Below are 13765 nucleotides of genomic sequence, written 5' to 3' on the forward strand. Positions count from 1 at the left end.
TCATTTTACGTATTTACATGTGTTTTTTCTGTACTTTCTTTTTCTACAATCATAACACCACGTTTTTCCATCTCAGCCATATATACTTCTCCTGGTACAATTTGTTCTGGTGGATACACCCCTTTCTTTGTAATTTTGTTATTTCCAATCATTTGGGCTACTACAGAAATCGTATTTGCTGTTGCTCTAGCCATCGCTGTAACTTGGTTCGCTCTATCCTTATACGTTGTCATTTCATAAGCATATGTTTTTTGTCGTCCTTCTTTTTCACCGGAAACAATTACTCTTAGTAAGACGGCATCATCCTTATCTCCTAGTTCAACAATAGGATCAAGCACTTTTAAAAACACATCTCTTGGACTAACTTTTTGTCCATTCATTTCTACTTCATAACCAGCTTTTGTTAGATTTAAATCAACAAGCAGCTTGAATTTTTCTGCATGACCTGGATAGCGAATCGTTTTATATTCTAAGGTTTTTAAATGAGGATAAGATATGGATAAAGTTGACGTCCCTCCAGAAGTATGGAAAGCTTCCAATGGACCAAATTTTTCAAAATAGACACGTTCTACCTCGGAAAGCGAAGGGATTTCCTGCTTTATACCATTCCGAATGATTAACGATGGATCGGTATAATGATCAAATACCCCTTCCATAGAAAAAACATGGTTATATTCTAAAGGTGCTTCAGGTTTTACAGGAATACCTCCAACATATAATTTAATGGAATCTAAATGATCTAGCCTACTATTACCAAGGCCCGATAAAATATTAATCATTCCAGGTGCTACACCTAGATCTGGAATTAACGTTACTCCAGCAGCTTTCGCCTGTTCTTTTAACGTTAATACCTTATCCGTTACATGACCGATGTGGCCACCTAAATCTACAGCGCTGACACCTACTTCAATCGCCGTTTTTGCAACGATTTCATTAAACGAATAAAACAATGCATTGATAATTACATCAAACTGCCTCATATAATTAGCTAAATCCTGTTGATCCGCTGCATTTACTTGATAAGCTGATAGTTTAGCAGATTTTAATTGGTCACATACATGTTGTGCTCGTGCTATATCAATATCAGCCAAACCGATAGATGTGACATCATCACTTGCAGCTAGATCACGAGCAGCTTCTTTCCCCATTAACCCTGAACCTAGAACACCTATCTTCATCCAATCCACTCCTTCTACCAAAGATTCCTAAATTTTTCCAGTCAATACGAGTCCCTACTTTACAATTAATCTACATCAATTTGAGCACGTTGTAATTTACCACTGTAGTCTACATAAACTGCTTTCCACTCTGTAAACACATCTAATGCCTGCACACCAGAATCTCGGTGACCGTTCCCAGTCCCTTTGGTTCCACCAAAAGGTAGATGTATTTCTGCACCAGTCGTACCCGCATTCACATATACGATGCCAGTATCTAAATCCCGCTGCGCTTGAAAAACACGGTTCACGTCTTTTGTAAAAATGGAGCTTGACAATCCGAAGGTTACTCCATTGTTTACCTTAATAGCTTCTTCAAAGCTTTCCACCGGAATCAACGACACGACTGGGCCAAATATTTCCTCTTGGGCTATCCGCATCGAAGAATTAGCATCCGTGAATAAGGTTGGAGCAAAGAAGATTCCATCTTGATACGAATCGTCTTTCCATTCATAACCTCCAGCAAGAAGCTTTGCCCCTTCATCTTTTCCAATCTGAATATATGATTTTATCTTTTCTACTCCTTTTTGATTAATGATTGGGCCAATTTTATTCCTTTCATCCAATCCATTTCCAATTGTTAATTTTTCCATTTCTGCAAGGAGACGCTCCTCTAAGGTAGACTTTACATCTTCATGAACAATCACTCTACTACATGCTGTGCAACGTTGGCCGCTTGTACCGAATGCACTCCATAAAATTCCTTCCACTGCGAGGTCCACATCAGCATCTTCCATAACAATAACCGCGTTTTTTCCACCCATTTCAAGGGATACTTTCTTTAATTGCTTTCCACATTCCGCTGCAATATTTCTACCTGTATCATTGGAACCAGTAAATGAAATAATGCGAATATCTTCATGATGAACCATTGCATCTCCAACTGTTGAACCAGTGCCAAATACAACATTCATGATTCCTTTTGGTAACCCAGCTTCTTCAAAAATGGACGCTAATTCATAAGCCATAATTGGTGTTTCAGTAGCTGGTTTCCAGATAACTGCATTTCCAGCTACAATTGCTGGGAAGGACTTCCATGTTGCTATAGCTATTGGAAAATTCCAAGGAGTGATGATTCCCACAACTCCTACTGGACAACGCTGGCTCATAGCGAATTTATCTTTTAATTCTGCCGGCGTCGTTTGCCCAAATAACCTCCGTCCTTCACCAGCCATATAAAATGCCATATCGATACCTTCTTGCACTTCCCCACGGGCTTCTTCAATCACTTTTCCATTTTCCATTGTTAATAACTGCGATAGTCTTTCCTTACGTTCTTTCATTAAATAACCAACGCGATATAGTACTTCCGCTCGTTGAGGGGCTGGAACGAGAGCCCATTCTTTTTGAGCCTGTTTAGCAGCATATACTGCTTGATGAACATTTTCGCTGCTGGATAATGGAACTTGAACAATTTCTTCCCCTGTTGCAGGATTAATAACGGCTGTTGAAGCTTCTACCTCTACCCAATCTCCATCAATAAAATTTCGTAGTTTTTTTGTTTGTAACGTTGCTGTCATAATAAAACCTCCTTTATTTAATATATTACTGTTTCATGGACCTTTCTCGAAGTTGAGTAATGGTTGATGAAACAGAAATCTGCTCTGGATCTGTCAATATTTCAATCACAACCGGTTTTCTTAATTGACATGCTTCCGCAAAAGCAACTTTAAATTCCTGCGATGAAGCTACACGATAACCAATTGCCCCAACACTTATTGCCATATCCTTAAAAGACACATTTCCTAAATCCGTAGCGATCACTTTTTCTGGAAAGTGCATTTCTTGGTGCATGCGAATCGTACCATACATCTTATTATTAAAAACGAGACATATGACTGGAATATCATATCTCACAGCGGTCTCCAGTTCTTGACAAGTCATCATAAACCCTCCATCACCGGAAAAACCAACGACTAAGCGATCTGGAAGAGCAAGTTTTGCTCCAATTGCCCCCGGTAATCCATACCCCATCGCTCCAGAAGTAGGCCCAACATACGTATGTGCAACCTTAAATGGATAAAAATGATGAACCCAACCAGCAAAATTCCCGGCATCATTCGTGATCACAGTATTCTCTGGTAATATTTTAATTAGGTATTCAATAATTTGCGTATTAATGGGATCTGTTTCTTTCACATCTAACCGACAGGATCTAGCATAAGCTGCATTTCGATCAAAAGCCCAATCCGACCAAGCATGCATTACATTTACTGTTTGCAACTGATCAAAGGCTTCCTTCATATCAGCTACAATGCCTATGTCTGGAGCAAAGCTTTTGCCAATGCTATTGTAGTCAATATCGATATGAATAAGCCGCTGGTTGGACGATAGGAGTGCGTAATCCTGGGTAGTTACTTCAGACAATCGTGTTCCTAATGCCAATACCACATCCGCTAATTTCACTGTATCAAGTACTTCTTTTGAAGTTCCTAAGCCCAAATGTCCTGCATATAACAAATGATCATTTGGAAATACATCATGACGGCGAAACGCTGTTAGAACTGGTATATTAAAGGTTTCTGCGAATTTTTTTAAGCCGGGTTCTGCATTTGCATTCTTTACCCCGCCGCCAGCAATGATGATTGGCTGCTTAGCTTTTGATAAAAGCATCTCTACCTGCTTCAATTCAGCGGGAGAAGGTGCTGGTGCTGGACGAGGTATCACAGGACCATATTGCATATACGCTTCTTCCTTTAAAACATCCTCTGGCAATGAAATAATTACTGGACCTGGTCTGCCTGATTTGGCAATTCGAAAAGCACGTTGTACGATTTCTGGTGTTCGTTCTGCATCTTTTAATTCAACAGTCCACTTAGCAATGGATTGAAAATACTGATCTAAATCAACCTCTTGAAACCCTTCTCTTCCTCTAAATTTACTGTGTACCTGACCTAAGAATACAACCATTGGCGTAGAGTCTTGATATGCTGTATGAACACCAATTGATAAATTCGCTGCACCTACTCCTCTTGTAGCAAGCAAAACACCTGGTTTTAATGCAGATTTGGCATAGCCTTCAGCCATGAAGGACGCCCCTCCCTCATGCCTTGCTGATATTACTTGAATAGTGCTTTCATCATAAAGCGCATCCAATACAGGTAGATAACTTTCCCCTGGTACACAAAAAACGCGTTCTATATTTTCTTTTTTTAAACAAGTTATGATCGCCTTTGCCGCTGATTCTTTTGTTTTTGTCATCTGTATTTTTAATCACTCCTTCCATTCAAACTGGTGTAACCGATGAATGACTTCATCCAACCTTTCCGAGCTAACAGATAATGAGATGCGGATAAATCCTTCACCATTTGCTCCAAAAGCAATTCCTGGGGTTACAATAAGTCCTGCCTCATCTAATAGTTGATTGGCAAATGACATGGAATTATAGCCCTTTGGTACTTCTGCCCAAATAAATATTGTTCCTCTTGGTTTTCTCACCTTCAGTCCAACCTTGGTCAATGCAGCGTACAATTTTTCCATACGCTGTTTGTAAACAGCATTATTTGCCTGAACACAGGATAGATCACTCGTTAAAGCTGCGGCTGCAGCTTTTTGAATTGGGATAAACTGGCAAGTATCAATATTACTTTTTAAGGTAGCCAGCGATTGAATTATTTCTTGATTTCCAACAATGTAACCAATTCGCCATCCAGTCATATTAAAACTTTTGGAAAGAGAACCTAATTCAACAGCATAATCTTTGGCATCAGGAATTTGTAAAACACTTGGTGACTGATAATCTTCAAACGTTACAAGGTCATACGCTGCATCATTGGCTAAAATGATTCCATGATCCCGACAAAATGTAATCGCTTCCAAATAAGTAGACATATCCGCTACTGCAGCTGTTGGATTGCTCGGATAATTTAAGAACATTAATTTCGCTTGATGGGCATCTGCAGCAGAAAGACGGTGAAACATGGGAGTGTAATTATTGTCATGATCGAGAGGCAAAGAAATACTCTCACCACCAGCCAAATGAACTCCAGTACGATAAACCGGATAACCTGGATCTGGTACAATTACCTTGTCATCTGGATTAATTACGGCCTGGATTAAATTAGCAATTCCTTCTTTTGAGCCGATAAGTGCCAATACTTCTGTTTCAGGATTAAGAATTACGCCGTATTGTTGTTTATAAAAATGAGCGACTGCTTGTTTAAATTCCAGTAAACCACTATAAGTAGAATAGCGATGATTTGCTGAATGTTTCACTTCCTCCATTAATATCTGACATACAAAATCAGGCGTCGGTAAATCAGGTGCACCGATTCCTAAATCTATACAATCGACGCCATTACTGATAAGCTGCTTTTTCTTTTTCTGAAATTCCGAAAACAAATATGGTGGTAAGCTTTCTACTTTATCAGAAATAAAAGCCATCCTAATCCTCCCTATATTTCATATAATGAAATGCTGTTTCATTTATTTACCAATAGTATAAATCAGCATCATAAAATTTACAATATACTGAAAACAAATCATTCCAAAGTACTATTTATTGCTATGGTAAATACATATTTGTTCCCTCATTCCCCTTCTTAACATGACAAACAGCAACTTTTTAATTGCTGAACAAAGCTACTGACCAGGAATAAAGGTCTAATAATTTTTATCAAAAATGCAATTGGCCTATCAGAAAACAATATGTGTGTAGTGGGATTTATATTACGAATAAAATACCTGCACACTCCTAATTTTGAGTATTTTATTAGATGAACTTTTTTTAGTACTAAAAATCTTCTAGTAATTAACACTAACATCCTTCTGTAATTTTGTTAGAATAATAATAGGTTTAAGATCATAATTCGAAGAAATGAGGTACCTTAAAAATGAAGACGGACATTTCCTATGCACGCCATTTAGATAGTGAAGATGAATTATCGACATACCGAGAGGAGTTTTACCTTTCTCCTGATAAAATCTACTTTGATGGAAATTCGTTAGGCATATTATCCAAACGGGCAAAAAAAACCGTAGAAATGCTCATGGAATCCTGGAAAGAATATGGAATTGATGGTTGGTCAGAAGGGGCATATCCTTGGTTCTATTTATCAGAAAAATTAGGAAAGATGTCCGCCCACCTAATTGGTGCAAGGCCAGAAGAAGTAATCATTACTGGGTCAACTACAACCAACCTTCATCAGCTGACAGCAAGCTTTTTTCAGCCAAGGGGAAAAAAGACGAAAATTTTAGCGGATGAATTAAACTTCCCGTCAGATATTTATGCATTAAAGAGCCAGTTACGGTTAAAAGGACTACAACCAGAAGATCATTTGATTCAGGTTAAAAGTAAAGACGGAAACACCTTAAATACAAATACGATTATTGAAGCAATGTCAGAAGAAGTAGCTATGCTTGTGCTTCCTGGTGTACTATATCGTAGTGGTCAAATTTTAGATATGGAAACCATTACCGTAGAAGCTCATAAACGGGGGATTATTGTCGGGTTCGATCTTTGCCATTCAATTGGCTCCATTCCACATCAATTATCTGAATGGGGAGTTGATTTCGCCTTCTGGTGTACATATAAGCATTTAAATGGAGGACCTGGTAGTGTCGGCGGTTTATACGTTAACCAAAAGCATTTTGGTAACAACCCTGGACTAGCAGGATGGTTCAGCTCGAATAAGGAAAAACAATTTGATATGGACCATACGTTAACACCAGCAGAAAGTGCAGGTGCCTATCAAATTGGCACCCCACATGTGTTAAGTGCAGCACCATTAATCGGCTCCTTAGAAATGTTTGAAGAAATTGGAATAGCCAGAATTCGAAAAAAGTCGCTTGAATTAACCAACTACTTAATGAAACTTATTGAAGTTGAACTTCAGGAACAAGGATTCTTTATCGCAAATCCTAAAGCAGATGAATTACGGGGTGGACATATCTATTTGGAACATCCTGAAGCAGCTCGAATTTGTAAAGCATTAAAGGCAGAAGGTGTCATTCCAGACTTCCGAAATCCAAACGGAATCCGTTTAGCTCCTGTTGCTCTCTATAATACGTTTGAAGAAATATGGAAGATGGTACAAATCTTAAAAACGATTATGGAAAACAAGGCCTATAAAAACTTTGAAAATAAGCGAGGTGTCATTGCATAATGACAGACTGGATCGATATCTCTCAACCACTAACAAATAACATAGCTAACTGGCCTGGCGATACACCATTTTCATACTCATTAACGGCATCAATAAAAGAAACAACATCTGTAAATATTGGCCAAATAACTACCAGTCTTCATATCGGAACGCATATCGACGCACCATACCATTTTGATGCAAATGGTAGTACTGTTGAACAACTTGACATCAATCATTATGTTGGTGATGCTGTCGTTTTTGATGTAAGTCATGTAGATAAAATAACCGACAATGTATTGAATCAATTGACCTGGCCAGCAAATATAAAACGTGTCCTATTACGTACATCACTACCTAATATTCCAACACGTTTTCCAGAAAACATCCCCAGGTTAGATCCATCTATTGCAGCCTTTTTACAAGAAAAAGAAGTTACCTTGCTTGGGGTTGATATCCCATCTGTGGACCCACCTGAAAGCAAGGACTTACGAACACATCATACGCTTCATAAGCATGGCATCCATATTCTAGAAAATATTACGCTTGATCAGGTTTCGCCAGGTATCTACGAGCTTATAGCTCTTCCATTACCTATTCAGGGTGCCGATGGTAGCCCAGTACGGGCAGTCTTACGTCCAAAGGAAAGGGGCCAACAGGATGACTAACAAACATATGGATCGTACCTTTGATTCGGAACAAGGAATTCATACAAATTTCAAGGAAAAAATGACATATGGAGATTATTTGCAGCTAGATACATTACTCTCCAGCCAAAAGCGGCTATCGGATCATCATGATGAAATGTTATTTATTATTATTCATCATGTTAGTGAATTGTGGTTAAAATTAATCATTCATGAAACCCAGGCGGCTGTCGCTGCGATTAAGCGTGGCGATCTGCAAGCGTCATTTAAAATGCTATCCCGTGTGTCTAAGATACAGTCGCAAATTATTCAAGCTTGGGATGTGCTATCAACCTTAACACCAGCGGAATACATGGAGTTTCGCGATAAGTTAGGAAACGCCTCTGGTTTCCAATCTTACCAATATCGATTAGTTGAATTTGTACTCGGCTATAAAACGCCATTCATCTTAAAAATATACGAAAAGGATCCAGAAGTTCATCAAATGCTCTATCATGCTTATCATGCTCCCGGTTTATATGATGTTGCTATTCAAGCTTTGGCAGATAATGGTTTTCCTATAAACCCAGACATAGTGACGCGTGATTTTTCGAAAACGTATGAAAAGGATGAAACTGTCGAACAAGCATGGATGACTATATATAAGAATGTAAATCAATACTGGGATTTATACCAGCTTGCAGAAAAACTCGTCGATATCGAAGATTGGTTTCAACAATGGCGTTTTCGACATATGAAAACAGTGGAACGAATTATTGGCCACAAAATGGGAACAGGAGGATCATCTGGTGTTGGATACTTAAAGAAAGTGCTAGATCACCCCTTCTTTCCAGAATTATGGGAAATAAGAAGCAAGTTATAATCCGAAAATGAGGACCATATTAATAAAAAGCGTGGAACTAAGATAAAACCAAGATAAAATCACTTGACTTTTACGATCAATGTAAATAAAGTGAAACTTAATTCATAAGGGGAGGTTTGCGCCTCCCTGTACATATCATTTGTACTAAAAATGGAAGAAAAAGAAAGAAAGGAAGACGTTTTGTATGCAACCTAAAAAAGAACAATGGTCGACAAAGATAGGGTTCATCTTATCTTCTGCTGGAGCAGCTATCGGCCTAGGAGCAATTTGGAAATTCCCTTATATGACAGGAATGAACGGCGGAGGGGCCTTTTTCTTGTTATTCATCGCATTTACAGTAATCATTGGTCTTCCTATATTAATAGCAGAGTTTATTATTGGTAGAGGAGCGCAGAAAGAAGCAGTAACAGCTTATCAAAAGCTAGCCCCTAAAACTGGCTGGTCATTCATTGGACATTGGGGAGTCGTTGGCGCTTTTCTACTTATGTCCTTTTACAGTGTTGTTGGTGGATGGGTATTAATCTATAGTGCTATTTCGATTCCAGGTCTGATCATTAGCGACACGGCGAATTATGCAGATTTATTCGCTACCATTACGGGAAATCCGTTAATTACATTGATTGGTCATCTATTATTTATTCTAATTAATATTATGGTAGTCTCTTTTGGAATTAAAGATGGGATTGAAAAAACAAGTAAAGTACTGATGCCATTATTATTTATCTTTTTTATCATACTTGTCATTCGTTCACTAACTTTTGAAGGTGCTATGGAAGGACTCCGCTTTTTCCTTCAACCGGACTTTTCTAAGTTAAATGCCGAAAATGTACTCTATGCACTTGGGCAATCATTCTTCTCACTTGCTGTAGGTATCTCTGTTATGGTTACATATAGTTCCTACTTAAAGAAGGATGTCAGTCTCCCAATGTCTGCCGGATCTGTTTCAATTATGAATATTTTCGTTTCATTGTTAGCCGGGCTTGCTATCTTCCCTGTTGTTTTCGCATTTGGTTTAGAGCCAGCAGAAGGTCCAGGACTATTATTCATTGTACTACCGGAGGCATTTGCACAAATGCCATTTGGTGAAATATTCTTGAGTTTATTCCTCTTATTATTCTTATTTGCGGTTCTAACATCCTCCTTTAGTATGTTAGAGATTATCACAGCTGCGTTCACTGAAAAGAAACAGCGTTCTAGGAAGAAAACAGCATTTATATCAGGTATACTTGTTTTTATCGCTGGTATTCCAGCTGCTTTATCTTCAAGCAGTTTAGCTGACTTTACCATTTTTGGAAAAACCGTATTTGATGCTACTGACTTTTTAGTAAGTAATATTATGCTTCCTGGTGGGTGTTTATTTATCGCTCTATTTATTGGGTATAAAATGGATAAGACGTTAATTAAACAAGAATTTTCTTATGGAAACCAGCTATCTAATGGGATATATAATGTATGGTTGCAGAATATGCGTTGGCTTGTTCCGATTACTATTATTATTGTCTTCTTAGGTTCAATCGGCATTATATAGGGTAAACTATGCCTGGAGGTGATTGCATTGACGCAAAAAATTCTTATTATTGGCGGAGTAGGTGGCGGCGCTACTGTAGCCGCTCAAATTCGTAGAGATAACCAAGATGCAGAAATTATTATCTTTGAGAAAGGGGAATATATCTCCTTTTCTAATTGCGGTATGCCTTACTACATCGGGAATAAGATACCAAACAGAGAAGATATTTTATATGCAACAGGAGACTTCCAAGCGAAATATCAGGTAGATGTACGAGTCCATGCAGAAGTAACAGCGATTCAACGTACAACGAAAGAAATTGAGTATAGACAGGATTCACAAATTCATACCGAATCCTATGATACACTCATCTTATCACCTGGAGCTTCAGCCGTTGCTCCTTCATTTAACGGAATGGACATGAAGCGCACGTTTTGCTTACATTCTATTCCAGATATGGATGCGATTCATTCCTTTATTGAGCAGGAAAAGCCAACCTCAGCAGCAATTATCGGAGCTGGGTTTATTGGATTGGAAATGGTGGAAAACCTGTATAGCAAAGGCATAGATTGTACGTTAATCGATCAATCGTCACAAGTAATGAATATAGTCGATTCAGACATGGCACAGATGATTGAAGATCATCTTAAGAAAAACAATGTCACCGTTGTACTTAATGACGCTCTCTATTATTTTTCTAACCAAGGGCAAACGCTCCACTTAAATGGTGGTACCTCTATTCAAGCTGATATGACTATTCTAGCAATAGGGGTTAAACCAAATACAAAGCTTGCTGAAGATGCATCACTTGCAATTGGGGATACCGGTGCAATAAAAGTTAATGCGTTTATGCAAACTAATGACCCAAATATATATGCACTAGGTGATGTTGTGGAAACGAAAGATGCCATCATAGATATTCCAAGAAATATTGCTTTGGCAGGACCTGCCCATCGACAAGCATTTATTATAGCTAGTCATATCAAAGGGCAACAAATCCCCTATAAGGGCACACTAGGTTCTAATATTCTAAAACTATTTGACTTAACGATTGGCTCCACTGGACTGAATACAGATCGTTTAAAGTCTCTAAACCGAGACTATGAAACCGCGACCCTTAAAACCATGTCTAACGCCAGCTATTATCCCGGATCTGGAGAAATATGGTTAAAAGTATTATTTAGTAAACAGGACGGAAAGATCTATGGCGCACAGGTGGTTGGATTTGCTGGGGTCGACAAACGGTTAGCCGTTTTAGCAACTGCAATAAAGGGAAATCTCACGGTGACTGATTTACCTGAATTAGAATTGGCCTATGCCCCGCCATATTCTAGCCCTAAAGATCCCATTAATGTACTTGGTTATAAAGCAAGTTCGAAATTAGAAGAAAAATAATAAGAAAAACTGTGCGATTCATTCTTTCAATCGCACAGTTTTTTTGTTCATCTTCAGTTGATTCTTAAATTAAAATCTTGTGATTTGAAGTTGATATACCTTATAGATCCTCTTCAAAACGATATACTAATTTATAATTTTCTTCATTTAATAGATCGGCTACATGAATACGTACACCATGACCAAAGACTACTTCATCTTCCGTCATCGCAACAATCATTGCTTTCGTTTCATTATTTACATCGATATAAATATCACCGACAACCGGTTTGATATTGCCATCACTTTCAGCTAAATAACTAATTGATTCATCTTGAATTTGTTGTTCTTCTGGAACAAGGCTTTTATCGTAATAAGCAATCTCACGACTTGCATCTGATTTTCCTGGTACCATTACCACATATTCACTGTGTTTCACACCATTATCTCTTGTCGTTACAACATTCCCATCTTCCACGCTATCGACTTTTTCTATGGAATTAAGCGAATAATGATCGAGAAAATCGGGAGCAGGCTTAATAATTAAAATATAATCACCTGGCTCTGGTCGTTTATCTTTATCAATCGTATATCGTTTTCCATAAAAAATAAATGTATCATTATGTTGCGGACGATACAATTCGATTTCACTTGCTTTCGTTAGAATCTGCTGCATATCTTTTAAACGATATAAGTGAACTGATTTTTTAAACATCGGTTTAACCGAATACACCTTATGCAATTCATTTCGATAGAAAACGAATTGACCTTTCCGTACCTGAAAGAGCTTCATTAGGTTACCTCCTACTTTGATATTTCACCTGAGTATATTATAACTGCTGTTATAAAAAAAGAAAGTATAAATTTATTTTCCCATAAACTTCTCAAATTTAAACATGCTTTTCACAAAATTACTAATCACCGCACATTTCCTTCCATATGAACAAATGGCAGCTCTGTATCCACCTCTCCAATTATCCGACTAGTGTTAAAGTCATCGCCATTTAACCAGTTTTTAAAGTGAAAAACAAATGGTTCTCGATCTCCTCCTAGAGCAAACCAAACCTTTAATTCTTTTGGAAAGTACGCGGATGTATGAATGGTACCAGCCCAATGTTTATATTTTTTTGAGAATACCCCTCTGGTGGAATCATTCATCATTGTAAATGCCTGGTATGCAGTCATTGTCTCCTTTTCTTGTGCTTGTATAGCTTGCTGCCTGCGATATGAATCATCCAAATGATACCGATTTTCCTTAGTTAATTGTTCAAAATGATTCGTACAAACATTCGATTGACGTACCTGAACCGATCGAGGTGAAGCTTCTACAATAAAGGTTTCCCCATTTTTATCTAATAAAACATAGCTAAATGAGTGGCGATGCGGTATTTCTTTTAGTAATTGAACGGCTTCATCCGTGTTCTTACAGTTTTCAAGAATCATTCTTCCAATCATATTACATATAAATCCGTCTCCAGGTTTGCGACGATGAATAAAATTATAGCCCATCGCCAACCCATGTTCATTCATACCATCCATTCTCCCTGTTATACGTTGGGAAGGAGCAATCGTCGCATATCCCTGATCACGTGGTTGAAATACAGTATAGCGACCCTCATACGTTTTCGGATGATAGTCATAATTACGAATCATATATTCACTACCTGTGAATATAGAGCATCCACTTTTTTTATATTCCAAGCGGAACCCGCCAAATTCCAGCAATACATCCTCCATTGTCCAATCCAATGCATCCCTTAATCCGCGCAATTCGTCCCAAATACCTGGGGCAATGGGAGTAATAGCTGCTTTTACTTCTTGTTCATGAATGGCAAATCGCGGCTGCCTAATTTTCCACTGCTTCTTTCGATTCTCTAATATATAAGAATCCTTTAAAGCTTTACCCTGCATACAGCCATATTGATAATGATTCCCCCTAAATTGGATGACATCACTATAAATTTGCTTCAAACCGATCCCCCCTTTTTCTGCATCTCTCCCTATTTTAATGATTTTTATTCCAGTTGAAAATCAAATTGCCTTTCTTGAAACTTTTTATAACAATCCTACGTATA

The 13765-nt window shown here is 38.0% G+C and carries 11 protein-coding genes; 5 read left to right on the forward strand and 6 right to left on the reverse strand.

The window, feature by feature from the left end; translation table 11 throughout:
* Positions 1 to 5: 5 nt before the first annotated feature.
* The 4 genes from M948_RS32480 to M948_RS32495 all read right to left on the reverse strand — a co-directional run bounded on the left by M948_RS32480 (position 6) and on the right by M948_RS32495 (position 5600).
* Positions 6 to 1178, reverse strand: a complete 1173-nt coding sequence (locus M948_RS32480) for a saccharopine dehydrogenase family protein (protein WP_021290637.1) — start codon at positions 1176 to 1178, stop codon at positions 6 to 8.
* A 65-nt stretch (positions 1179 to 1243) separates the two neighbouring features.
* Positions 1244 to 2737, reverse strand: coding sequence for an aldehyde dehydrogenase family protein (locus M948_RS32485; protein WP_021290638.1), 1494 nt, complete (start codon positions 2735 to 2737; stop codon positions 1244 to 1246).
* 25 nt (positions 2738 to 2762) lie between these two features.
* Positions 2763 to 4424 (reverse strand): thiamine pyrophosphate-dependent enzyme, encoded by a 1662-nt coding sequence (locus tag M948_RS32490; protein ID WP_369759871.1) that lies wholly within the window; start codon positions 4422 to 4424, stop codon positions 2763 to 2765.
* A gap of 6 nt (positions 4425 to 4430) precedes the next feature.
* Complete coding sequence (locus M948_RS32495) at positions 4431 to 5600, reverse strand: aminotransferase class I/II-fold pyridoxal phosphate-dependent enzyme (protein ID WP_021290640.1); 1170 nt, start codon at positions 5598 to 5600, stop codon at positions 4431 to 4433.
* Positions 5601 to 6049: 449 nt separating this feature from the next.
* On the opposite strand from M948_RS32495, the gene kynU reads away from it, so the two are divergent.
* The 5 genes from kynU (at position 6050) to M948_RS32520 (ending at position 11711) form a co-directional block, all read left to right on the forward strand.
* Entirely contained in the window at positions 6050 to 7321 is a 1272-nt protein-coding gene (gene kynU / locus M948_RS32500) for a kynureninase (RefSeq protein ID WP_021290641.1), read from the forward strand.
* A complete protein-coding gene (kynB, locus tag M948_RS32505) occupies positions 7321 to 7968 on the forward strand; it encodes an arylformamidase (RefSeq protein ID WP_021290642.1) in 648 nt (215 codons plus the stop codon). Before kynU ends, kynB begins: the two co-directional genes overlap by 1 nt.
* Positions 7961 to 8809, forward strand: coding sequence for a tryptophan 2,3-dioxygenase (gene kynA, locus M948_RS32510; protein WP_021290643.1), 849 nt, complete (start codon positions 7961 to 7963; stop codon positions 8807 to 8809). Before kynB ends, kynA begins: the two co-directional genes overlap by 8 nt.
* A gap of 184 nt (positions 8810 to 8993) precedes the next feature.
* The gene (locus tag M948_RS32515; RefSeq protein WP_021290644.1) at positions 8994 to 10337 is read left to right on the forward strand and encodes a sodium-dependent transporter; all 1344 of its coding nucleotides are present in this window, start codon (positions 8994 to 8996) and stop codon (positions 10335 to 10337) included.
* Between the two features lie 27 nt (positions 10338 to 10364).
* Complete coding sequence (locus M948_RS32520) at positions 10365 to 11711, forward strand: CoA-disulfide reductase (protein ID WP_021290645.1); 1347 nt, start codon at positions 10365 to 10367, stop codon at positions 11709 to 11711.
* A 100-nt stretch (positions 11712 to 11811) separates the two neighbouring features.
* Here M948_RS32520 and M948_RS32525 read toward each other — a convergent pair whose 3' ends face one another.
* Together M948_RS32525 and M948_RS32530 are read right to left on the reverse strand one after the other, a co-directional pair.
* On the reverse strand, positions 11812 to 12483 hold the full coding sequence (locus M948_RS32525) for a hypothetical protein (RefSeq protein ID WP_021290646.1): 672 nt from the start codon (positions 12481 to 12483) through the stop codon (positions 11812 to 11814).
* Positions 12484 to 12608: 125 nt separating this feature from the next.
* Positions 12609 to 13661, reverse strand: coding sequence for a C45 family autoproteolytic acyltransferase/hydolase (locus M948_RS32530; RefSeq protein ID WP_021290647.1), 1053 nt, complete (start codon positions 13659 to 13661; stop codon positions 12609 to 12611).
* Positions 13662 to 13765: the final 104 nt, after the last annotated feature.

This window comes from Virgibacillus sp. CM-4 (assembly GCF_000445495.1).
GTDB lineage: Bacteria > Bacillota > Bacilli > Bacillales > Amphibacillaceae > Virgibacillus > Virgibacillus salexigens.